Source organism: Nonomuraea sp. NPDC054003 (genome assembly GCF_055585125.1).
On the sequence record NZ_JBVJKR010000006.1, the window covers coordinates 373,050 to 395,169 of the forward strand.

Annotated in this window: 23 protein-coding genes; 13 read left to right on the forward strand and 10 right to left on the reverse strand. The window is 72.8% G+C overall.

All coding sequences use genetic code 11. The annotated features are described in order from the left end of the window. Positions 1-5: 5 nt before the first annotated feature. From ACZ6YG_RS18260 to ACZ6YG_RS18290, 7 genes are read left to right on the forward strand one after another with little or no spacing between them, the layout of a single operon-like run. Positions 6-1,073: a DUF917 domain-containing protein gene (locus ACZ6YG_RS18260; RefSeq protein WP_148029689.1), complete on the forward strand. Its 1,068-nt coding sequence runs from the start codon at positions 6-8 to the stop codon at positions 1,071-1,073. Continuing rightward, the gene (locus tag ACZ6YG_RS18265) at positions 1,066-2,613 is read left to right on the forward strand and encodes a hydantoinase/oxoprolinase N-terminal domain-containing protein (protein ID WP_148029690.1); all 1,548 of its coding nucleotides are present in this window, start codon (positions 1,066-1,068) and stop codon (positions 2,611-2,613) included. Before ACZ6YG_RS18260 ends, ACZ6YG_RS18265 begins: the two co-directional genes overlap by 8 nt. Before the next feature lie 21 nt (positions 2,614-2,634). Then, a complete protein-coding gene (locus tag ACZ6YG_RS18270; RefSeq protein WP_148029691.1) occupies positions 2,635-4,260 on the forward strand; it encodes an ABC transporter substrate-binding protein in 1,626 nt (541 codons plus the stop codon). 3 nt (positions 4,261-4,263) lie between these two features. Next, positions 4,264-5,280, forward strand: coding sequence for an ABC transporter permease (locus tag ACZ6YG_RS18275; protein WP_148029692.1), 1,017 nt, complete (start codon positions 4,264-4,266; stop codon positions 5,278-5,280). Beyond that, positions 5,277-6,134: an ABC transporter permease gene (locus ACZ6YG_RS18280; protein ID WP_466018635.1), complete on the forward strand. Its 858-nt coding sequence runs from the start codon at positions 5,277-5,279 to the stop codon at positions 6,132-6,134. Before ACZ6YG_RS18275 ends, ACZ6YG_RS18280 begins: the two co-directional genes overlap by 4 nt. Then, positions 6,131-6,868 carry an ATP-binding cassette domain-containing protein gene (locus ACZ6YG_RS18285; protein ID WP_466018636.1) on the forward strand — a complete coding sequence of 246 codons (738 nt, stop codon included), beginning with the start codon at positions 6,131-6,133 and terminating at the stop codon, positions 6,866-6,868. The genes ACZ6YG_RS18280 and ACZ6YG_RS18285 overlap by 4 nt, the downstream gene beginning before the upstream one ends. Next, entirely contained in the window at positions 6,865-7,785 is a 921-nt protein-coding gene (locus tag ACZ6YG_RS18290) for an ABC transporter ATP-binding protein (protein WP_466018637.1), read from the forward strand. The genes ACZ6YG_RS18285 and ACZ6YG_RS18290 overlap by 4 nt, the downstream gene beginning before the upstream one ends. On the opposite strand, the gene ACZ6YG_RS18295 is transcribed toward ACZ6YG_RS18290, so the two are convergent. Together ACZ6YG_RS18295 and ACZ6YG_RS18300 are read right to left on the reverse strand one after the other, a co-directional pair. Then, positions 7,760-8,119, reverse strand: coding sequence for a DUF742 domain-containing protein (locus tag ACZ6YG_RS18295; RefSeq protein WP_148029695.1), 360 nt, complete (start codon positions 8,117-8,119; stop codon positions 7,760-7,762). The two genes, ACZ6YG_RS18290 and ACZ6YG_RS18295, sit on opposite strands and share 26 nt — an antisense overlap. Continuing rightward, positions 8,112-10,010, reverse strand: coding sequence for a sensor histidine kinase (locus ACZ6YG_RS18300; protein WP_466018638.1), 1,899 nt, complete (start codon positions 10,008-10,010; stop codon positions 8,112-8,114). Before ACZ6YG_RS18300 ends, ACZ6YG_RS18295 begins: the two co-directional genes overlap by 8 nt. Positions 10,011-10,172: 162 nt before the next feature. Between ACZ6YG_RS18300 and ACZ6YG_RS18305 the strand changes: the two genes are divergently transcribed. Next, positions 10,173-11,735, forward strand: a complete 1,563-nt coding sequence (locus tag ACZ6YG_RS18305) for an ABC transporter substrate-binding protein (RefSeq protein WP_466018639.1) — start codon at positions 10,173-10,175, stop codon at positions 11,733-11,735. Here the strand turns inward: ACZ6YG_RS18305 and ACZ6YG_RS18310 are convergent. Beyond that, complete coding sequence (locus tag ACZ6YG_RS18310; protein WP_187280982.1) at positions 11,711-11,875, reverse strand: hypothetical protein; 165 nt, start codon at positions 11,873-11,875, stop codon at positions 11,711-11,713. The genes ACZ6YG_RS18305 and ACZ6YG_RS18310 overlap by 25 nt on opposite strands. Before the next feature lie 17 nt (positions 11,876-11,892). On the opposite strand from ACZ6YG_RS18310, the gene ACZ6YG_RS18315 reads away from it, so the two are divergent. Beyond that, the gene (locus ACZ6YG_RS18315) at positions 11,893-12,531 is read left to right on the forward strand and encodes a hypothetical protein (protein ID WP_219543847.1); all 639 of its coding nucleotides are present in this window, start codon (positions 11,893-11,895) and stop codon (positions 12,529-12,531) included. Here the strand turns inward: ACZ6YG_RS18315 and ACZ6YG_RS18320 are convergent. Next, complete coding sequence (locus tag ACZ6YG_RS18320) at positions 12,494-13,846, reverse strand: NAD(P)/FAD-dependent oxidoreductase (protein WP_261808353.1); 1,353 nt, start codon at positions 13,844-13,846, stop codon at positions 12,494-12,496. The two genes, ACZ6YG_RS18315 and ACZ6YG_RS18320, sit on opposite strands and share 38 nt — an antisense overlap. 121 nt (positions 13,847-13,967) lie before the next feature. Here ACZ6YG_RS18320 and ACZ6YG_RS18325 point away from each other — a divergent pair, with 121 nt between their 5' ends. Continuing rightward, a complete protein-coding gene (locus tag ACZ6YG_RS18325; protein WP_466018640.1) occupies positions 13,968-14,870 on the forward strand; it encodes a DNA-3-methyladenine glycosylase family protein in 903 nt (300 codons plus the stop codon). Here the strand turns inward: ACZ6YG_RS18325 and ACZ6YG_RS18330 are convergent, their stop codons facing one another. From ACZ6YG_RS18330 to ACZ6YG_RS18350, 5 genes are all read right to left on the reverse strand, one after another. Next, positions 14,871-15,233 carry a hypothetical protein gene (locus tag ACZ6YG_RS18330; RefSeq protein WP_466018641.1) on the reverse strand — a complete coding sequence of 121 codons (363 nt, stop codon included), beginning with the start codon at positions 15,231-15,233 and terminating at the stop codon, positions 14,871-14,873. 34 nt (positions 15,234-15,267) lie between these two features. Continuing rightward, positions 15,268-15,723, reverse strand: coding sequence for a hypothetical protein (locus tag ACZ6YG_RS18335; RefSeq protein WP_466018642.1), 456 nt, complete (start codon positions 15,721-15,723; stop codon positions 15,268-15,270). A gap of 47 nt (positions 15,724-15,770) precedes the next feature. Next, on the reverse strand, positions 15,771-16,043 hold the full coding sequence (locus ACZ6YG_RS18340) for a DUF3040 domain-containing protein (RefSeq protein ID WP_187280983.1): 273 nt from the start codon (positions 16,041-16,043) through the stop codon (positions 15,771-15,773). Between the two features lie 239 nt (positions 16,044-16,282). Continuing rightward, positions 16,283-17,440, reverse strand: coding sequence for a DUF1648 domain-containing protein (locus tag ACZ6YG_RS18345; RefSeq protein WP_466018643.1), 1,158 nt, complete (start codon positions 17,438-17,440; stop codon positions 16,283-16,285). Then, positions 17,437-17,826: a GntR family transcriptional regulator gene (locus tag ACZ6YG_RS18350; RefSeq protein WP_148029703.1), complete on the reverse strand. Its 390-nt coding sequence runs from the start codon at positions 17,824-17,826 to the stop codon at positions 17,437-17,439. Before ACZ6YG_RS18350 ends, ACZ6YG_RS18345 begins: the two co-directional genes overlap by 4 nt. A 56-nt stretch (positions 17,827-17,882) precedes the next feature. On the opposite strand from ACZ6YG_RS18350, the gene ACZ6YG_RS18355 reads away from it, so the two are divergent. Genes ACZ6YG_RS18355 through ACZ6YG_RS18365 form a run of 3 tightly spaced genes read left to right on the forward strand, consistent with a single transcriptional unit; the run spans position 17,883 to position 19,911 of the window. Continuing rightward, positions 17,883-18,239 carry a hypothetical protein gene (locus ACZ6YG_RS18355; protein WP_271278612.1) on the forward strand — a complete coding sequence of 119 codons (357 nt, stop codon included), beginning with the start codon at positions 17,883-17,885 and terminating at the stop codon, positions 18,237-18,239. Continuing rightward, the gene (locus tag ACZ6YG_RS18360) at positions 18,236-19,117 is read left to right on the forward strand and encodes an ABC transporter ATP-binding protein (protein ID WP_466018644.1); all 882 of its coding nucleotides are present in this window, start codon (positions 18,236-18,238) and stop codon (positions 19,115-19,117) included. The genes ACZ6YG_RS18355 and ACZ6YG_RS18360 overlap by 4 nt, the downstream gene beginning before the upstream one ends. Then, entirely contained in the window at positions 19,114-19,911 is a 798-nt protein-coding gene (locus tag ACZ6YG_RS18365) for an ABC transporter permease (RefSeq protein ID WP_466018645.1), read from the forward strand. The genes ACZ6YG_RS18360 and ACZ6YG_RS18365 overlap by 4 nt, the downstream gene beginning before the upstream one ends. 98 nt (positions 19,912-20,009) lie before the next feature. Here ACZ6YG_RS18365 and ACZ6YG_RS18370 read toward each other — a convergent pair whose 3' ends face one another. Next, the gene (locus ACZ6YG_RS18370) at positions 20,010-22,097 is read right to left on the reverse strand and encodes a TerD family protein (RefSeq protein ID WP_466018646.1); all 2,088 of its coding nucleotides are present in this window, start codon (positions 22,095-22,097) and stop codon (positions 20,010-20,012) included. Positions 22,098-22,120: the final 23 nt, after the last annotated feature.

A 22,120-nucleotide genomic window follows, 5' to 3' on the forward strand; every position in this document is an offset into this window, starting at 1 on the left:
CCCATATGAGCATCCGCGAAACTGACATTCCGGCCCTGGCGCGGGGATGCGCCGTGCTCGGCACCGGCGGCGGCGGTGACGTGCGCGCCGGCTCGCTGGCCGCCGTACGGGCCATCAGGGCGTACGGGCCGGTGCCCCTCGTGCGGCTGGCCGAGTTACCCCCCGACGCACTGGTGGTGCCGCTGTCCGGGATCGGGGCGCCGACCGTGAGCCACGAGATGATCCACGGCGAGGACGAGCCGAAGCGCATCGCCGAGGAGGTCGAACGGCTCTTCGGCAGGCCGCCCACGGCCGTGATGTCGTCGGAGATCGGCGGCTCCAACGGGGTCGCGCCGGTGGCCTGGGCCGCCCAGCTCGGGCTGCCGCTGCTCGACGCCGACGGCATGGGCCGGGCGTTCCCCGAGGTCCAGATGGTCTCCATGTACGTCGCGGGGCTGCCCGCCGACCTGGTGATCATGTCGGACGTGGCGGGCAACGTGGTGACGATCCGGCCGGTGGACGGCCTGTGGTCGGAGCGGCTGGCGCGGGCGGTCTGCGTGGCCGCGGGCTCCTCGGCGCTGATGGCCGACTACGTACTCACCGCCGAGCGGGCGCGGGGCGCGGTCGTCGAGGGCACGGTCACGCGCGCGCTGGAGATCGGCCGGGCCACCGAGGACGCGACGGACCCGCTGACCTCCCTGGCCGCCGAGCTGGGCGCGGTCAGGCTGATCACCGGCAAGCTGACCGACGTGGAGCGGCGCACCACCGGCGGGTTCGTCAGGGGCACCGCCACGATCGAGGGCACCGGCGACGACCGCGGCCGCACGCTCGTCCTGGAGCTGCAGAACGAGAACCTGGTCGCCGTCGAGGACAACCAGGTCAGGGCGATGGTGCCGGATCTGATCACGGTGGTCGACACCGAGACCGCGGCCGCGATCCAGACCGAGGGCCTGCGTTACGGCCAGCGGGTCACCGTGCTCGCCTGGCCGTGCGACCCGCTGTGGCGCACCCGGAAAGGGCTGGACACGGCCGGGCCGCGGGCGTTCGGCTACGACCTGGACTACGTTCCCGTGGAGGAGCTGGCGCATGGCTGAGCCGGACCTGCGGATCGGCATCGACGTCGGCGGCACCAACACCGACGCGGTGGTGCTCGACTCCGGCGACCGGGTGATCGCCAAGGCCAAGCGGCCGACCAGCCGGGACGTCACCGAAGGGCTGCGCGCCGCGCTGGACGCGGTGCTGGACGAGCTGGGCCCGCACGCCCACGGCCGGATCGGCCGGGTGATGCTCGGCACCACCCACGCCACCAACGCGATCCTGGAGCGCAGGAACCTGGGCCGGGTGGCCGTGCTGCGGCTGGGCGCACCCGCCACCACGGCCGTCCCGCCGCTCTCCGACTGGCCCGACGGCCTGCGCGAGGTCGTCTCGGCCGGCGAGGCCGTGGTGCCCGGCGGTCACTACGTGGACGGGCGCGAGATCGGCCGGCTCGACCCCGGCTCGATCCGCCGCTTCCTGGACGGGGTGGAGGCCGACGCGGTGGCGGTCACCGCCGTGTTCAGCCCGGCCACGGCCGACCACGAGCGGGCCGCCGAGGAGCTGATCAGGAGCGAGTACGGGCTGCCGGTCTCGGTCAGCCACGAGATCGGCTCGCTCGGGCTGCTGGAGCGCGAGAACGCGACCGTGCTCAACGCCGCCCTGTACGAGGTCGCCGGGCACGTCACGAGTGCGCTGACGGCCGCGCTGGCCGAACGCGGGCTGGCGGCCACCCCCTACCTGGCGCAGAACGACGGCACGCTGATGACCCTGGAGCACGCGGCGCGGCTGCCGGTGTCGACCATCGGCTCCGGCCCGGCGAACTCACTGCGCGGCGCCGCGTTCCTGTCGGGCGTGCCGGACGCGGTCGTCGCGGACGTCGGCGGCACCTCCACCGACCTCGGGGTGCTGACCGGAGGGTTCCCGCGCGAGTCGGCGGCGGCCGTGGAGATCGGCGGCGTGCTCACCAACTTCCGCATGCCGGACATCCTGGCCATCGCGCTGGGCGGCGGCACCGTCGTGCGCGGCGCGAAGGCCGGTCCCGACTCGGTGGGCTACCGGATCGCGGAGGAGGCGCTGGTGTTCGGCGGCGGCACGGCGACGCTCACGGACGCGGCGGTCGCGGCCGGGCGGCGGCCGCCGGGCGTCACCTGGGACCTGGGCGACATATCGGAAGATTTCCGCGACACTCTGCAAAGGGCGATCGCCGCCACCGACGCGCTGGCCGCCGACGCCGTGGACCGCATGACGCTCGGCCGCACCGGCCGTCCCCTGGTGGCGGTGGGTGGCGGCGCTTTCCTGCTGCCCGAGCGGATCCCCGGCGTGAGCCGCGTCATCCGCCCGGAGCACGCCGAGGTGGCCAACGCCGTCGGCGCCGCCATCGCCCTGGCGAGCGGCAGAGTCGATACGATCATGCCTGCGGGTGAAAGCCGGACAAAGGCGATCGAAAGGGTGAGGCGGGAGGCCGCGGCACGTGCCGTGGCGGCGGGCGCGGACCCTGACCGGGTCCAGATCGTCGACCTCCTGGAGGTGCCGCTCAGCTACCTCGCGGAGCCCGCCGTGCGGATACACGCCAAAGCCGCCGGACCCCTCACCCGGTGACAATTCGAAAGGATCCCCCCCATGCGCTGGCACAAGCGTCTGCTCGTAGCCGGGATCGCCGGTGTCGTCGCCCTGGCCGCATCCGCGTGCGCGGGCGGCCAGGTACGCGGCGCCGGCGGCACCCCCCAGCCGAGCACCGGCGGAACGCAGGCTACCCAGTCCACCGAGAACGACGCCACCTTCGTCTACGCCCCCAACCTCGACGTGGTGACCGACTGGGACCCGGCGACCTCGTACTCCAACGAGATCATCGCCATGACCAGCATCTACGAGGGCCTCACCCGCTACGACGCCGAGGCCAAGGAGGTCCGGCCGCGCCTGGCCACCGAGTGGTCCTCGGCGGACGAGGGCAAGGAGTGGACGTTCAAGCTGCGCCAGGGCGTGAAGTTCCACACCGGAGCCACGCTCGACGCCGAGGCCGCCAAGAAGGCCATCGAGCGCACGATGAAGTCCGGCGGCGGCGCCGCCTACATCTGGAGCGCGGTCGACAAGATCGAGACGCCGGACGCCTCGACGCTGAAGTTCACGCTCAAGTACGCGGCCCCGATGGACCTCATCACCTCCTCCGGGTACGCCGCCCACATCTACGACGCCGAGGCGCTGGAGAAGAACGAGGACGACGTCAAGAACGGCAAGCTGGACGCCGGCACCGGCCCGTACACGATCGACTCGTGGCAGAAGGGCCAGGAGACCGAGCTGACGCTGAAGGCGTTCGACGACTACTGGGGCGGCTGGCGGCCGGAGCAGTACAAGAAGGTCGCCTTCCGCGTCACGCCGGAGATCACCACGGCGTGGCAGCTCCTCCAGCGCGGCGAGGTCAACTTCGTGCAGCGGCTCAACCCGCAGCTGTTCGAGCAGGCGGGCATGACCGAGGGCGTGCAGGCCAAGCAGACGCCGTCGTTCCAGAACCTGCTGGTGCTGTTCAACACGGCGGAGGGGCCGACGAAGGACGTGCGCGTCCGGCAGGCGCTGCAGCACGCCATCGACTACGACGGCCTGGTGGCGGCGCTCAAGGGCTCCGCGCAGAAGGCCGGCGGTCTGGTGCCGCCCGGGCTGCTCGGCCACACCACGGGCATGGAGCCCAAGCAGGACCTGGCCAAGGCGCAGGAGCTGCTGCAGGACGCCGGGTACGGCCCGGACAACGCCGAGCTGAAGCTCACGCTCACCTACGCCCAGGGCGACGAGGACCAGAAGCTGCTGGTCACCCTGCTCACCGCGGCGCTGAAGAAGGTCAACGTCACCGTCGAAGCGCGGGCGATGGCCTGGAACGCGCAGTGGGACAGGGGCAAGAAGGGCGACCAGGACATCTTCGTCATGTACTGGTTCCCCGACTACGCCGACCCGTACTCGTGGTTCCTCAACGTCTTCCGCAGCGCGGACGAGGTCTCGTTCAACCTGTCGTACCTGAAGGACGAGGCGATCGACAAGGCCATCGACGGCCTGCCGCAGCTCACCGCCACCGACCAGCTGGCGGCCGACCAGGCCTACGCCGACCTGCAGAAGAAGATCATTCAGGACGAGGCGGCGGTCGCGGTGCCGTACGTGCAGACCTACCAGCGCGCGCTCACCGCGGACGTGCTCGGGTACGTCGACAACCCGGCCTACCCGAACGTGGTCTCCTTCTACGACCTCAAGCCCGCCAGCTGACCGATGCCGCGCTACCTGATCCGCCGGCTGGGCCAGGCACTCCTGGTCATGGCCGGCGTGGTCGCCCTCACCTTCGTGATCACGAGGATGGTGCCCGGCGATCCGGCGGTCGCCTACGCCGGGCCCAAGGCCACGCCCGAGCAGCTCGCCGAGGTGCGCGCCCGCTTCGGGCTGGACGACCCGCTCTGGGTGCAGCTCGGCAACTACGTCAGGGACCTGGTGACGGGCGACTGGCAGACCAGCCTGCACACCCGGCGGCCGGTGCTGGAGGATCTGTACCACGCCTTCCCGGCCAGCCTGGAGCTGGTCGGGGCCGGCCTGGTGATCGCCGTCGTGGCAGGCATCCCCGTCGGCGTGCTGGCCGCCCGGTTCAGGGGCCGCTTCCCTGACTTCTCGGTCCGGCTGACCAGCATGCTCGCGGTGTCGCTGCCGGTGTTCTGGCTGGCCCTGGCCCTGCAGACGGTCTTCGCCAGCAACCTGGGCTGGTTCCCGGTCGCCGGGGAGTACGACAGCGCGCTCGACACCACCAGCCCGCTGACGCTCTGGACGAACATCACCGTCGTGGACGCGCTCATCACCGGCAACTGGCCGATCCTCACCAGCACGCTGGCGCACCTGGTGCTCCCGGCCCTGGTCGTGGCCGCGTACCCGGCGGGCGTGATCGCGCAGATGGTGCGCGCCACGCTCATCGAGGAGGCGTCGCAGGACCACGCCCGGCTGGAGCGGGCGCTCGGCTTCCGCGAGACGACCATCCTGACCCGGTTCGCGCTGCGGCCCGCGCTCAACCCGGTGCTGTCGCTGATCGCGCTGGTGTTCGCGTACGCGATCGTGAACGGGTTCCTGGTCGAGGCCGTCTTCAACTGGCCCGGCCTGGGCCGCTACGCGGTCAACGCCATCTCCAGCTCCGACACCCCGGCGGTCGCGGGCGTCACCCTGCTGGTCGCGCTGATGTACGTGCTCGCCAACCTCGTGGTGGACCTGCTGCAGGGCGTCGTCGACCCGAGGGCGAGGGCCCGGTGAGCGCGCTGCCCGAGGCGGCGCCGCTGCGCCGCACCCTGCCGAGGGTCACCGACCGGTTCGCACTCGCCGGGGCGGTGCTGATCGCGCTCATCGCGCTGGCCGCCCTGCTCGCGCCCTGGCTCGCCCCCTACCCGCCGGACGAGGTGGACCCGTTCGCCGCACTGCGGCCGCCGGACGCCGCGCACTGGTTCGGCACCGACGCGGCCGGCCGCGACGTGCTCACCCGGGTGCTGTACGGCGGGCGGACGTCGCTGTTCATCGCCGTCACCGTGCTGGCGGTCTCGGCCACCACGGGCGTCCTGCTCGGCGTCGTGGCCGGGTACGCGGGCGGCTGGGTCAGAGACGTGATCATGCGGATCACGGACGTGTTCCTGGCCTTCCCCGCGCTGCTGCTGTCGGTGGCCCTGGCGGCCGTGCTGCAGCCGAGCGTCACCACCGTGATCGTGGCCATCGCGGTCACCTGGTGGCCGTGGTACGCGCGGCTGTCGGCGTCGATGGCCGCCTCCATCGCCACCCGCCCGTACGTGGACGCCGCGCGCTGCCTGGGCGTGCCCGCGCCCATGATCATCCTGCGGCACGTGCTGCCGAACTCGCTGACGCCCGTCCTGGTCCAGGTCTCGCTCGACGGCGGCGGGGTCATCCTCACCGCCGCGGCGCTGTCGTACCTGGGGCTGGGCGCCCAGGAGCCGACGGCGGAGTGGGGGCTGATGGTGGAGCAGGGGCAGTCGCTGTTCACCACGAACTGGTGGGTCGTCACCTTCCCCGGGCTGGCGATCCTGCTGACCGCGTTCGCGTTCAACGTGCTGGGCGAAGGGCTGCGCAACGCGCTGGACCCGCGGAGGATCGTGAAGTGATCGAGGTACGCGACCTCCGGGTGAGCTACGGCGGGCGGGTCGTGGCGAAGGTGCCGGAGCTGGACGTGGCCCCCGGCGAGTGCGTGGCGATCGTGGGGGAGAGCGGCTCCGGCAAGTCCACCACGCTGCTGGCGCTGCTCGGGCTCACCGAGGGCGCCGAGGTCGGCGGGCGGATCCGGATGGCCGGGGTGGACGTGACGAGCGCCTCGCCGGCCGAGCTGCGCGCGATCAGGGGAGCCAGGGTGGCGCTCGTCATGCAGTCGCCGCAGGCCGCGCTCAGCCCCACCCTCCGGCTCGGCACGCTGATGCGCCGGGCGCTCAGGCTGCACGGCGTCGGCGACGCGGAGCGGGTCATGGCCGAGGCGGTCGAGGCCGTCCTGCTCGACCCGGCCATCCTGCGCCGCTACCCGCACGAGGTCTCCGGCGGGCAGGCGCAGCGGTTCGCGATCGCGCTGGCCATCGCGCTGGGCGCGGAGGCGATCCTGGCCGACGAGCCGACCAGCGCGCTGGACGTGACCGTGCAGGCCGAGGTGGTCGCCGTGCTGCGCACGCTCTGCGCCGAGCGCGGGCTGGCGCTGCTGCTCGTCTCGCACGACCTGGCCCTGGTCTCCACCATCGCCCACCGGGTGCTGGTCATGCGCGCCGGCGAGGTCGTGGAGAGCGGCCCCGCCGGCCGCGTGCTGGCCGAGCCGTCCCACCCCTACACCCGCGAACTGCTGGAGGCGCTGCCGTGACATCGTCGGGGAGCCTGCTGAGGGCGGAGCGGGTGACGCTCGGGTACGGCCGCACCCCCGTGGTCCACGACGTCACCCTGGACATCACCGGGGGCGGGGTCGGCCTGATCGGGGAGAGCGGGTCGGGCAAGACGACGCTGGCGCGCGCCTTCCTCGGCCTCCTCACCCCCATGTCCGGAAATATCCTGTACGGGGACCAGAACCTGAAAAAAGTGGACATGAGGCGCTTCCGCGGCGACGTCCAGCCCGTCTTCCAGGCCGAGGCCCTGGACCCCCGCATGCGCGTCGGCAGCTCCGTAGCCGAGGCGCTGCCCTGGGACGCCCGCCACCGCGTCCCCGAGCTGCTCGAACAGGTCGGCCTCGACCCCGCGCTGGCGAGCCGCCGGCCGCACCAGCTCTCCGGCGGCCAGCGCCAGCGGGTGGTCATCGCCCGCGCGCTCGCCGTGAACCCGAAACTGCTCATCCTCGACGAGCCCACCAGCGCCCTGGACGTGACGGTCCAGGCCAGGATCCTCGACCTGATCGCGGGGCTGGCGGCGGAACGCCTGCTGATCACGCACAATCTGGCCGTGGTGGGGAAGCTGTGCCGCACCTCGCACGTGCTCTTCGCGGGCCGCGTGGTCGAGTCGGGCCCCACGGCCGACCTGCTCGCCAGGCCCGCTCACCCGTACACGCTGGCGCTGCGCGACGCCGTCCCGAAGCTGGGGGGAGAGCCGCCCGTGGCGCGGGGGCGCGCGGAGGTGAGGCCGGCGGAGACGGGCTGCCCGTTCCGGCCGCGCTGCCCGATGGCGGTGACGGAGTGCGATCGCGCGCCCGCGCTGCGGGACCTAGGAGGGCGTCAGGAGGGGCAGGAGGGGCGCCGGGTCGCCTGCCACCGGGCCGAGGACGTGCTCAGAGAGCCTTCAGCCCGTCGATGACCTCCAGGAGCACCGTGGCGTCGGGCGCCGGAGGCGGCGACTCCACCTGGACGAGCTTCTGCTGGTGCAGGTCGCCGACGAGGACCCGGACCACGCCGATGGGCAGGTTCAGCTCCGCGGCGACGTCCACCAGCCGCGTCGGCTTGGTGCACTTCTGCAGGATGATCAGATGCTCGGGACCGAGCCCGACCGGCGGCGTCAGGCCGCCGGAGGTGATGATGACGGCGATGAGGTCGATGGCCTCGCTCGCGGGCACCGTCCGGCCCCGGGTGAGTAAGTAGGCGGGGACGATCGGACCGGCGTCCTCGTCCAGCCAGCGCTCGTCTCTACTCACCTTGCACCACCCGGATCGGGCGGGCCGGGGCCGCGGTGGGCTCCTCCGGCTCGTCCGGAGGATCTGTTACGTGTTCTGCCGGGATCAGCACGATGGCGGTGGTCCCTCCATATGGTGAATCGCGCAACATCACGCGAATGTCATGCCTGGCGGCCAGGCGGGAAACGACGAAGAGACCGAGCCGCTCGCTGTCGGCCAGGTCGAACTCGGGCGGGCTGGCCAGCCGCTCGTTGTAGTCGGCCAGCTGCTCGTCACTCATCCCGAGCCCCCGGTCCTCCACGTGGAAGGCGAAGCCGCGGGCCGCCACCTCGCCTCGCACGATCACCGAGGTGTGCGGGGGAGAGTAGACGGTGGCGTTCTCGATGAGCTCGGCCACCAGGTGGATCACGTCGCCGACCACGGGCCCGGCCAGACGCTGGGCCGGCATCGGGTCGACGATCACCCGCTGGTAGTCCTCCACCTCGGCGGCGGCGCCGCGGGCCACGTCCAGCATCGGCACGGGCTTGCTCCAGCCGCGGCCGGGGGTGGCGCCCGACAGGATGATCAGGCCCTCGGCGTGCCGGCGCATCCGGGTGGCCAGGTGGTCGAGCCGGAACAGGTCGTCGAGGTCGTCGGGGTCGGTGGCGCGGTGCTGCATGCCCTCCAGCTGGATGCGCTGGCGGTGCAGCAGCGCCTGGCTGCGCCTGGCGAGGTTGCGGAACACGTGGCCGACGCCGTCACGCAGCTGCGCCTGGCCGACGGCCGCCTCGACCGCGGTCTGCTGGACCGTGGAGAAGGCCTGGCCGACGTCGTCGATCTCGACGGTCGTGCTGGCGACGGAGAGCTCGGGCACGTCAACCGTCTCCCCCTTCCGCAGCTTGGCGACGACCTCGGGCAGCCGCTCCTGGGCCACCTCCAGCGCCGCCCCGCGGAGATTGGCCAGCTCCTTGGACAGGCGGTTGCCCATCCGCAGCGAGAACGCGATCGAGACCAGGATCAGCGCGAAGCATGTCCCGGCCAGCAGCAGCGCCCGGGTGAGCCCGGCGTCGGCCACCGGCTCGGAGCGCTCCTGCAGGATCATGCTCGCCCGCATCTGGGCCTCTTGGAAAGACTTCGCCAGAGACTCGGTGGTGTCCAGCCATCCGCGCGGCGAGCCGCCCGCGACGATCTGGTCCTCCATCAGCCGCATCCGCTGGTAGACGGGCGAGGTGATGATCGACACCTGGGTCTCGCGCAGGCTGGGGTCCAGCTGGCCGAGCGAGTGGTCGATGAGGAAGCGCCGGTTGCCCACCAGCCGGGTGAACAGCCTGCGCTCGGCCACCGTGGTGGTGCCCAGGCCCAGTGCCTGCTCGCGGGTGAGCAGCTCCTTGGCGTAGCCGAGGTCGATGACGATCCTGGACTGCTCGTAGATCGGCAGGTCGTCGATGTAGCCGACCCGCCGGTGCAGGTCGAAGAGGGCGTCGAGGATCGTGTTGTACCCCTCCACCGTGCGCAGACGGTCGGACAGGCCCGTGTCGATCTCTCCCCTGACCGCGTCGAGCCTGTCGAGCTGCGTGTACACCGCGTCCACCTGCTTGCGGATCGCCTCCGAGGTATCCCGGGACTTGCCCGAGGACTTCTTGAACTCCTCCTTCGCCCTGTCGCTGCGTGAGCGCTGCTCGATGAGCGCCGACCTGTCGGCCGACACGCCGGCGCCCAGGAGCTGAACGGAGGCGAGGCGCTCGCGCTGCAGCTCGTTGCCGAGCTTGTACGCCGGGTGTCGCAGGTTCGTCCAGAGCGTCTGATACTGCCTCAGCTCCAGACTCTCGCCCGCCGTGACGGCGGTGATAACCCCCCACAACACCACCATCGAGGCCAGCGGAACCAGCAGTAGGCCGATGATCTTCAGGCGGATCGTTCGGCTACGACCCATGGCACCTCACTCCGGTCGGTCCCCTGCTGGCAACCCCGGACGGGACAAGGCACGAGAATAGCAATTCGATCTCCGGATTGCCCAATTTTTCGGTGGTTTCGGCCATCGGGCCATGATCGTCTAGTAGGTTCTCCCAGGAGATCGGTCATAGAGGGAGATGCGTTGCGCCGTCGTCTCGCAGCGGTCGCCACGCTGGTGCTGCTCCTCACGGCGTGCTCGGCACCGGCAGTGGTGCGGCAGCCGCGGCTGGGGGAATCGGCGTTCGTCTACGTCCAGCACGGCGACGTGGTCACGGATCTGGATCCCGGCACGTCCTACTCCAACGAGGTCGTCGCCCTGCAGAACGTCTACGAGACGCTCACCCTCTGGAACCCGGTCACGAAGAAGAGCTCACCCCGCCTGGCCACCTCGTGGCGGACCACCGCCGACGGCCGCTCCTGGACGTTCACCCTGCGCCAGGACGTCACCTTCCACACCGGCCGGCCCATGGACGCCACCGCCGTCAAGCAGTCCATCGAGCGGACCATGTCCACCAAGGCCGGCGCCTACTACATCTGGGACGCGGTCTCCTCCATCAGGGTCGAGGACCCTCATACGCTCACGTTCGCGCTGCGCTACCCGGTGCCGCTCGACCTGGCGGCCTCCTCCGCCTACGCGGCCTACATCTACGACACCGAGGCGGCCCCCGACCTGGGGAAGTGGTTCCAGGCCGGCCGGGACGCCGGGACCGGGCCGTACAAGGTGGACACCTGGAAGGACGGGGCCGAGACCGAGCTGACGCTCAAGGCGTACGACGACTACTGGGGAGGCTGGGACCAGCCGCACTACCGTACGGTCAAGTTCCGCGTCATACCCGACCAGCGGCGCGCCTGGCAGCTGCTGCTGCAGGGCGAGGTCAGCTTCCTGCGCCGGCTGGAGCCGAGGCTGTTCGCCCGGGCGGAGGCCGCGCCGGGGCTGCGCACCTCCGAGCGGCCCTCGTTCCAGACGGCGATGCTGCTGTTCAACACCGCCGAGGGGCCCATGTCCGACCAGCGGGTGCGGCGCGCGGTGCAGAAGGCCGTCGACTACCGGGGGGCGGTCCGGGCGCTACGCGGCGGCGTCAGCCCGCACAGCGGCGTGGTGCCGGAAGGGTTGCTCGGCCACGTGCCGGGCCGGGTGCCCCGGCAGGACCTCGCGGGCGCGGGCGAGCTGCTCCGGCAGGCGGGGTACGGGCCGCAGGGCAGGCCGCTGCGGCTGACCCTCACCTACACCGAGGGTGACAGCGACCAGCCGGTCCTGATCAAACGGCTGCGCCGCGACCTCAAGACGCTGAACGTCACGCTCAGGGTCCGGGCGATGCCCTGGGTCGACCAGTGGGAGCTGGGCAAGAAGGGCGGCCAGGACATCTTCGCGATGTACTGGTGGCCGGACTACGCCGACGGCTACTCGTGGTTCGGCAACGTCTTCCACAGCGCCGAGCCGCCCGTGTTCAACCTCTCCTACCTGAACGACCCGACCACCGACAAACTGCTGGACTCGCTGCCCGAGCTGACCGTGACGGACCAGCGGACGGCGCAGCAGGCGTTCGCCAGGGCCACCAGGAGGGTGCTGGACCAGCAGGCCGCGGCGGCCATGCCGTGGGTGGTCAACTACCGGCGGGCCTACCTGGGCAGCGTGCAGGGATACGTGGACAACCCGGCCTATCCGGACGTGGTCTTCGTCTACGACCTGCGGCCCTCGGGCTGACCCTCGACCCGCTCGCGCAGCCGTACCCTGATCTCCTCCGGCGTGTAGGCGCGGCGGCGGCGCTCGGCGCGCGCGATCGCCACTCCCGTGGCCGCGACGCCCGCGACCCCCGCCAGGCCGAGTATCTTCCACCAGCGCATGTGCCTAGGCTAGCCCCATGCTGACTCTCGACGAGGCGGTTGAGCTCACCCGGACGGGCGACCTGTGGATCTTCCGCGGCCGGACCGTCCCCGACCGGGCCATCCAGACCATGACCAACAGCCCGGTCAACCACGTGGGCATGGCGATCGTCATCGAGGACCTGCCGCCCATGATGTTCCACGCCGAGCTCGGCAAGTCGCTGCTCGACCTGTGGTCGGGCACCCACCACCGCGGCGTGCAGCTGCACGACCTGCGCGACGCGGTGACGGTCTGGGCCGACCGCTACGGCCAGCGCGCGTGGCTGCGCCAGCTGGAGCCGCAGGCGACCCGCGAGATGGAGGACGCCGCGCTGCGCGCGGTGGCCCGGCTCGACGGCACCCCGTTCCCGTCGACCGCCAGGCTGGCGGCCCGCTGGGTGGGCGGCCGGCTGCCGCGCCCGCGCCGGGTCGCGGGGGAGCGGGCGCTGGAGAACGCCTACTGCGCCGAGGTGGTGGCCGTCACCTACCAGGAGATGGGGCTGCTGCCCCCGGGCCGCAGGCCCAACTGGTACGACCCGGGCCGGTTCTGGAGCGGCGACGACCTCGACCTGCTCGGCGACCACAAGCTCGGCAAGGAGATCACCGTCGGGATCCCGCTGGCTCCTCGGTCACGCTGATCCGGCGCGCGCGCGGCGTGATCGGCATGTGCTCCAGGTCCTCCAGCGTGCCGGGGGTGTCCTTGAGGAAGTCGAGCCTGATCAGGTCGTCGGGGGCCATCATGTTGAGCAGCCAGTCGCCGCTCACGCGCAGCCGCGAGCGGCCCGACGGCGTCGTCAGCAGGTGATAGCCGCGGGTGACCAGCTGCGCCAGCGGCCCCTTGAGGTCGATCCCGAACGGCCTGGCCACCGCGTCCGAGCCGCCGAGGTCGACCACCAGGCCGAGGTCGCGGTGACGGTATTCGCGCAGCTTGCCGCCGCGCAGGGCCGCCAGCACGTTCCGCGCCGCGGTCCTCGCCTGCCGGTGGGCGTGCTGGGCGGTCGGCGCGCAGGGCGTGCCGGGCTCGGCCGTCAGGTCGGGCACCGCCGCGGCGTCGCCCAGCCCGAACACGCCGTCGCAGCCGGGCACCCGCAGATCGGCGCCCACGACCAGGCGGCCCTTGACCGTCTCGGTGCCGAGGCTGGACACCACCGGCCTGGGCGTCACCCCCGCCGTCCAGATGACCGTGCGGGAGGGCAGCGTGGTGCCGTCGGTCAGCTTCGCGGTGTCCACGGTGATCCGGTCGAGCGTGACGCCGAGTCGCACCTCGACCCCGCGCTCCTCCAGCAGCCGCGTCGCCGCCTCGCCCAGCTCGGGGCCCAGCTCGGGCATCACCTTGGGCGCGATGTCGATCAGCGTCCAGCGCAGCAGCCCGGGGTCGAGCCGCGGGAAGCGGGCCATCGCCCGGCGGGTGACGAGCTGGAGCGTCGCCGCCGTCTCGACGCCCGAGTAGCCGGCGCCCACCACCACGAACCCGCACCGCGCGGCCCGCTCCTCCGGGTCGTCGGAGGAGGCGGCCAGTTCGAGCTGGGCGATCGAGTGGTCGCGCAGGTAGACCGCCTCGGCCAGCGTCTTCATGCCGCGCGCGTACTCCTGCAGGCCCGGGATGTCGAACGTCCTGGTCATGCTGCCGGGGGCCAGCACGAGCACGTCGTACGGCACCCGCACCGGCTCGCCGTCGATCCTGAGCACGTCCACGGCGCGGGCGTCCAGATCCACCTGGTGCGCCACACCCGGCAGCAGCTTGCTGCGCCGCAGCCGCGTGTGCAGCGGCGTCACGATCGAGCGGGGCTGCAGCACCCCGCCGGCCACCTGTGGCAGCAGCGGGAGGTACAGCGTGTAGTCCTTCGGCGTGATCAGTACGATCTCCGCCTCGCCAGGCCTGAGCCAGCGCTCCAGAAGTTTCGCGCAGGTGTACCCGCCGAAGCCGGTGCCCACGATCGCTATGCGTGCCACGTGTAGCCCCTTCCGTGGACCGGAGCGGGCAAACCCGGGCGCGGTGAAAATCTGTTACGTGGACCTACGCTCGGAGGGCGGATTCACGGCGCTGTCCGGGCGAGCTCCTACGATACGGCGCATGACCTCGTTCGGATTCACGATCACCGCCGGCGGACCGTTCGACTTCGGCGCCTCCCTGCGCTTCGTCGAGGACTGGCCGGCGACCAGCGCCCTGCACTCCGACGGGCGGGCGCTGCGGTTCGGGTTCTGCCCGGAGACCGACTGGCTGCCGATCGGCGTGTCCGTGACCGCCGCGCCGGGCGGGGTCGCCGTGGCCACGACGCGGCCGGCCGGCGCGGGGATCCGGGGCGAGGTCGCGCGCATCCTCTCTCTCGACGTGGACGGCTCGGGGTTCGCCGCGCTCGGCGAGGCCGACCCGGTGCTGGGCGACCTGCAGCGCCGCAGCCCCGGCCTGCGGCCGGTGTGCTTCTGGAGCCCGTGGGAGGCGGCGTGCTGGGCGGTGATCGTGCAGCGCTCGTCGATGCTCATCGCCGCCCGCATCAAGCAGCGCATCGCCGAGAGGTACGGGGCGACGGTCGCCGTGGACGGCCGCGAGCACGCCGTCTTCCCGCCGCCCGTGACGCTCCTGGAGGCCGGCGGCCTCGGTCTGCCCGCGCAGAAGGAGGAGTGGATCCGCGGCCTGGCCCGCGCCGCGCTCGACGGCGTCCTCACCGCCGAGCACCTGCGCTCCCTCGCCCCGGAGCAGGCCCTGGCCGAGCTGCGCGCCCTGCCCGGCGTCGGCCCGTTCTCCGCCGGGCTGATCCTGATCCGCGGCGCCGGCGCTCCCGATGCCTTCCCCGGCGACGAGCCCCGCCTGTTCGCGATCCTCCGCGAGGTGTACGGCCTGCCCGAGGACGCGCCCGCCGCGGCCTACCGGAAGCTGGCCGACCACTGGCGGCCCTACCGCTCGTGGGCCTCGTTCCTGTTCCGCGCGGCCACGTACCAGCCGGTGCGCGGGAACCCCGGCGACGAACCCCGCTGACTACCCGAAGGCGGGCGGGCCGCCTCCCGACCGGGAGCGGCGTACGCTCACCCGGATCAAGTAGCCCGCCGCTACCAGCGCCACGGCGGCCGGGACGAGCGCCGGCCACGGCATCCCGGCCAGCAGGGCCAGCACGGCCAGCACGACCGCGGCGAGCAGCACGAGCGCCGCGCCCAGCAGGCGGTAGCTCGACGCGTTCGAGGGCGGCGGGCTCTCGTCCCGGTCCCCCCGGCCGCCGCCGGGGACCTCGGGCACGCCGGTGTCGCTCACCACGCCGGAGCGGCTGACCTCCTCGGGAGGCGGCGGCTCGCGGAGCACGGGCGCGAAGAACTCGTCGTCGGGATCGTCGTCCTTCCTGTTCATCCCCGCCCCCTGCCCCCGGAGCGGCGGTTCACCGCTACGAGGGGCTCGGGCCCGCCCCGTCGACGATCTCGCGCCCCGCGACGGGCTCACGCAGCTTGACCATCGTCTGCTTCTCGATCGCGATCTCCACGCACACCGGGTCGCGCACGTCCGGGTCCGAGCCCTCGTACAGCGTCACCTGGACCGTGTCCGTCCCGTACGAGACGTCCACCCGGTCGAGCACCCGGCACGGCGCCACGCCGGACGTCCACGTGACCAGCAGGCCGTGGCCGTCGCTCACCGGCTCGGCCGAAGTCCAGGCGACCGGCATGGGATCGACGGCGTCGCCGAGGGCGACCACGGGCTCGGCGGTGCGGCACGGCGCGGGAGACGGTTCGGCCGTCGGCGGCGGTGGCGTGGCGGCCGTGGTCGGCCCACCGGCGGTCGAGGCCCCGCAGCCCGCGAGGCCCAGGGCCAGCGCCGCGAGCCAGGCCGCCGTCCTCACCCTCATGACTGCCTCCTCGTGGCCTGGCAACCGGACGGTTGCCCGCGCGGCGACTACGGGCCGGTCTGGGACGTGCGGACCGCCGGATGATCGCAGCCGCTCCCGCCGCCCTGGCAGGCGTTCTGCGGGGCGGCCACGGTCATGACCACGCCGATCAGGAACACGACGTAGGCCACGATGGCGAGCACCCACCAGAAGGCCACCGGCACCTCCTTCGCGTGCCCCTGCTGGGACCCGGACAGGAGGGCGTCGAGGTCCGGATCGTCGAAGGCCAGCCGCTCCTCGATCTCCTGAAGCGTCTGGCGTTCCTCGTGTGAAAGGCCCATGGCGGTCACCCCCGCCCTCGCGTCTCCTTGCAGTATGCAACGTGCTCCCGGCGAGCAGGAAGCGTGGCCCCCCCATCCACGGGCCGGCGCCCAGCCCTTGCGCTCGCCTTCCTCGGCGGCCTCGGCCAGATCCTGGTCGGACAGGACGCGCTCGTCGGGACCGGGCGTGTCCGTGCCGTTCGTTCTCTGGGCAGGTGGTCCTTTCTGGCCGCCTGCCCAGCCCGGCCAAGGGGAAACCGTCACCACAGGCTGTGCCGCCGGGGCAGGTCGACGACGCCGGACAGCGAGAGCGCGCCGAGCACGAGGAGAGCGACCGCGAGGACGCCGAGCAGGAGCCAGGCGATCGGGTGCCCGAGGTTGAGCGTCCACGAGCCGGTCCCCAGGCGGGCGTGCACCAGCAGGGCGGGGTCGCGGCGGTTGGCGTAGACCGCGCCGGCCAGGAACCAGTGGCGGTCGTCGTCGCGCTGCTCGATCCCGGAATCCTCGTCCTCCTCGCCGGGCAGGCCGGGCAGGCGGTGCCCGGCCTGCCCGGCCTTGATCTCCCAGCCGACCCAGCCGGCCAGGAGCGCGACGAGCGGCACGTACGCGGCCACCTGCCAGCCGATGCCCGGCGTGACCACGTCCCACAGCTGGAGCGCCCCGACGAGCAGGCTCAGGTTGAGGCAGGCGGCGGCCAGCAGCGACATCGACGCGACGCCGCGCAGGTAGAGGCGGTAGCGGCGGGCCGACCCCCGAGGGCGGGCGGCGTCGAGGTCGGGACGGGCGCGCAGCACGACCACGACCAGCGCGACGACGACCACGAGGACCGCGACCTGGTAGAGCAGCGGCTCGAAGACCCGCAGCGGGGTCGTGGCCACGCGCTCCCCGGGGTCGATGGCGAACCCGAGGTAGAGCGGCAGCGTGGCGGGCAGCCCGCCCAGGCGTGACCAGCCGATGCCTCCGGTGATCAGCAGGACGGCCAGCGCGGGCAGCCCGTGCTTCCACGGCACCCGGACGGGATCGGTGCGGAAGGTGGTGTCGACGGTGACGCCCTGGCGGCGCCCGGCCGACCACGCGCCGGCCCGCTTGGCGGCGCTGATCCGGCGGTGGGCGAGGTAGTAGAGCAGCAGGTCCGCGACGATCACCGCCGACACCGTGACGGTGACCCCGGCCGCGTAGCCCGTGACGAGCAGCACGGGGACGGCCATCACGGCGGCGACCACGCCCATCACGATCACCAGGCGGGCGAAGCGGCGCCGCTGGCGGACCACGGCCGGATCGCCCGCGCGGTCGGCGGGCACCCGCACGCCGAACGGCAGGGCCGGCCTGGCCAGCGCGGGCAGCGCCAGCATGAGGCAGGTGATCAGGGCGACGGAGACGAGCACGGAGACGAGCGCGGTGACGATGAACGGGGTCATGCCGGCTCTCCGAAGCCGTCCAGCATGGCCGCGCACCGGCGCAGCACGTCCTGACGGTCCATGCCGTGGACGGTGGCCTCGGCCAGTAGCACACGCATGCGTTCCTCCCAGTCTTCGGTGAAGGGGGCCTCGGGCGGGCCGCTGCCGGCGTCCCGCCGCACGACCGCGCCGCTCTTGCGGTTGATCCGGATGACGCCCTGCTGCCGCAGCAGGTCGTACGCCTTGTTCACCGTATGGAAGTTGACGCCGAAGTCGGCGGCGAGCTGGCGGGTGGAGGGCAGCGGGTCGCCTTCCCCGGCCTGCCTGCGGGCGATGGCCTCCACGATCCGGTCGCGGATCTGCTGGTAGATCGGGACCTCGCTGTCGAGGTCGAGGGTCAGGTGCACATCCGCAGTCTATCTGATATACAACTTATAGAACAGATAGTTGAGGAGGCACAAAGATGATGCATGTAGAAATCGGCCAGGGCACGCTGACCCTGCGTTTCGCCCCGTGGGCACGGCTGTTCACCAGGACCGGCGTCGTGAGCGTGCCGCTGGCGGCCATCGCCGAGGTGCACCACCTCGACCGGCCGCTCGCCGCCCTCACCGGCTTCCACTCGGGCCTGCTCGTCTCCGGCGTCGTCAAGCTCGGCACGTGGACGTCCCCCGGCGGCGTCAGGCGCCTGGCCGCCGCCCGGCGCGAGGTCCCCGGCGTGCGCGTCGTGCTCAAGGACCGGGTGGCCGGCTATGACGAGCTGATCCTCGGCGTCCCCGACGCCCGGCGGCTCCACCACGACCTGACGGCGGCGCGGGCATGAAGGTCGAGGTGCGCGGCCTGACGAAGACGTTCGGGCCGGTCGCCGCCGTCACCGGCCTCAGCTTCGACGTCGCGCCCGGCGCCGTGACGGGCTTCCTCGGGCCCAACGGCGCCGGCAAGACCACCACCATGCGGATGATGCTCGACCTGGTCGCGCCCGGCTCCGGCACCGTCACCTACGCCGGCAGGCGCTACTCCGACCTGGCCAGGCCGTCGGCGGCCGTCGGCGCCGTGCTGGACGGCGCGGGCTTCCACCCGGCCTGCACCGCCCGCGACCACCTGCGGATCTACGCCCGCATGGGCCGCCACGGCGCGGCCCGGGTCGCGGAGGTCGCCGACCTGACCGGGGTGTCGGCGTTCGGCGACCGCGCCACGCGCACCCTGTCCACCGGCATGCGGCAGCGGCTCAACCTCGCCACCGCGCTGCTCGGCGACCCCGGGGTGCTGCTGCTCGACGAGCCGGGCAACGGTCTGGACCCCGAGGGCATCGCCTGGCTGCGCGGGTTCCTGCGCGCCATGGCCGCCGAGGGCCGCACCATCCTGGTCTCCAGCCACGTGCTCGGCGAGGTCGAGCATCTGGCCGACCACGTCGTGGTGATCCGCGACGGCCGGCTGGTCCTCGACCGGCCCATGGCCGAGCTGTACGGGAGCGCGGCGGTGGTGATCCACTCCCCGCAGGCGGAGGCGTTCGCGGCCCGGCTGGCGGAGCGCGGGACCCAGGTGGGCCAGCCGCGCCCCGGTGTCCTGCGCGTCCACGGCCTGACGACCGCCGAGATCGCCACCTTGGCGGCCTCGTACGGGGTGGTCCTGCACGAGATCACCCCCGAGCGCCCCACCCTCGAACAGACGTACCTGCATCTCACCGGAGGTTCCCCATGATGACGCTGATCGCGGCGGAGTGGACGCGCCTGACGAGCACCAGGCTCTGGCTGTGGGGCCTGCTGGCGGCGCTGGGCAGCGGGGCGCTCATCGGCCTGGCCGCGCTCGTCGGCCCGGAGAACTTCACCCCGCCGCTGCCCGGCCTCGAAACCGAGGAGGGCACCCGTGTCCTGCTCGGCCTGCTGGGCTTCACCGTGTTCGCCCCCGCTCTGCTCGGCACCAACGCCGTGGCCGCCGAGTACCGCCACGGGACCATCACCGCCACGGCGCTGTTCGCGCCCAGGCGCTGGACGTGGCTCGCCGCCAAGCTGGCGGCCTACACCGTCGCGGGGCTCGCCTACGGCTTGCTGGCCACGGCCGTGGCGGGCGGCGCGCTCCTCGGGGCGGCGGCGCTCAAGGGAGTCACCCTCGGCCTGCCCGCCGGCACCGTCGCGGTCCTGCTCGGCCGCATCGCCCTCACCATGGCGGTCTACACCCTGCTGGGGGTGGCGGTGGGCGCCCTCCTGCGCAACCAGGTGCTCGCGCTCCTCGCCGTCGGGGCGTACTTCTACATGGTCGAGACCGCGCTGATGCTCGTCCCGGGCGTCAAGGAGCTCTACCCCTTCCTGCCGGGCGGCGCCACGGCGGCGCTGACCGGATTCACCTATCTGTCGGAGGCCGTCGCCACCCAGACCGGCACCTCCGCCACGGCCCTGCTTCCGGCCGCGGCGGGCGGCGCCGTGCTGGTTGCCTACGCCCTGGTCGCGGCCGCCGTCGCCGTGGCGGCGCCGCTGCGGCGGGACATCGCGCGCTGACGACGTGCGGGCGAGGAGAGCGGGAAGGCTGGATCCAAAAGAGTTTTGAGAAGGAAGCCCTCCCATGGCCTCGCGATCTTCACGGTACCAGGCGGGGATCAGGCGGGGATCAGCTCGTGCAGGGTCGCGGGCGTGACCACGCGCGCCGCCTGCCCGAGATAGGTGGTGTGCGCCGCCGAAGAGCCCTTGGCGCGCAGCCGGTCGGCCAGGTAGCGGACCGTCAGATACTCGCGCTCCACGATCGAGCGCACCAGCAGCGAGGCGGTGACCCGGTTGTCCTCCACCTGGTTGAAGTCCGGATATCCCTTCAGGTAGAGGTGCAGCCACTTCACCCGCCAGGCGCCGTCGCCGTCGCGCAGGAAGGCCAGGGGCAGCGCGACCCGGCCGGAGCCGCGCAGGTCGGACTTCATCCGTACGGTGCGCGGCTCGAAGGGGAGGCCCCGCTGCTCGTCGTTCCTCGTCATGTAGCCGAAGAACGCCTCGGCGGCCTCGTCGAACGGTTCCCCCGCGTAGACGTGGACCTGGGGGATGATGATCGACCGGGTGGCGGCGGCGAGCCGGATGTCGACGAACTCCGACGCGCCTTCCGGCGCCTCGGTGAGGTCGCCGGAATACCGCGCGAAGCCACTGCTGTAGTTGGTCCACGACACGTGGATCTCGTCGCCGTACGAGTCGTCCAGCATGAGCGCGGACAGGTCGTAGTCGGTGCGGCGCGCGGCCTGGCGCCAGTGCACGAAGAACCGGAGCAGCTCGCCGTCCACCGGTGAGATCGAGCCGCGGGGCAGCATGCCGAGACCGGGCGCGACGGCCTTGCCCGACAGGGGCAGGGCCACGCCGAGCATGTCGGGGTCGACGATCAGCTCGCCGGGGTCCGGGAGGCGGCGGGTGATCTCCTCGTCCAGGAGGGCCAGCGCGTGCGCCAGCACCTCCCGGTCCAGCGGCGGGCGGGAGTCGGGCGTGGTGTAGGCCCGGCCGTGCCGGTTGGTGAAGACGCGGCCGGGGGCGGGGGACAGGCGGTTCTGCACGTGCTCGCGCAGCGACAGCAGCACGCGGCCGGACGCGTGCGCCGCGGCCCGCGCCGCCGCGTCCAGCACGTCCCGCGCGGACGGGCTGAGGCGCAGCAGGTGGTCCAGACGGCGCAGCAGCGCGCCGGGCGCGTTGGCGAGCAGCGTGACGGCCTCGGCGGGGCGGCCATCCGCCAGGGCGGCCTCGACCCGGCTGTCGAGGCTCGCGGCCTCGCGCGTACCCCTGGCCACCTCGAAGACCTGGGCGGCGCGCGGCAGCAGCGGGTACTCGTGCGGGTGCAGCCGCTCGCCGAGCCGCTTCCACCGCTCCCGGTGGCGTGGCACGTCGCCGAGCTTGGCGGGGGTGGCCACCGCGTCCAGGGCCCGCAGCAGCGCGCGGCGCTCGGCGCGGCGGAAGGACCGGAACCTCGTGGGGGTGGCCAGGGTGACGTCCCCGCCGGAAAGGGCGCAGGCCAGGCGGAGCACGTCGGTCACCGTGTCCACCAGCGGCGGACGCCCGGCGGCCAGCCGCGCCTCGTTGAGCACGGCGCGGTTCTCGCGCACCGGGATGCGCTCCGGCTCGTCGGCGCAGCTCGCGGCCAGCAGGCGCAGCGCCGCCAGGTCCTCCTCGGCGAGCGGGGCCTCGGAGCCGGCCATCGACAGGAACAGCGCGCGGGTCTCGGCCTCCAGGCTCCCGCCCAGCTCCAGCACCGTCACCCGGTCGGCGGCCAGCGGGACCAGCTCGGCGTGCGCGGCCAGCAGGTCGGCGTAGGTGTGCTGGTAGCGGCCGTACGCGGGGAAGTCCAGCAGGTCGACGACTTCCGGCCGCGCGCGCTCGGCGGTCACCGGGTCGAGCAGCGCCTGGCGGAGCAGGTCGCCCCAGAACTCCAGGGTGTCGGGCACGTTGCTGGGGAAGTCGACGAAGTAGGCGTTGTGCCGGACGTGGTCGCCGACCAGGGTCCTGACCGCGGCGAGGACCCGTACGCCCAGATCCAGTACGGCCTCGCCGGGCAGTTGCGACAGCCGTCCGAGCAGGGCGGGCGAGCAGGTGAAGCCGACGGTCAGCAGCGCGGCGTCGAGCTGCCGGGCGGCGGCCTCTCCCCAGCCCGGGGCGGCGCCTGCGGGGGCGTCGACGGGGACGCGCAGGCGCCGGGCGATGACCAGGGACTCCAAGTCGCTCACCGCTGCACTTTATCGGCGAACTG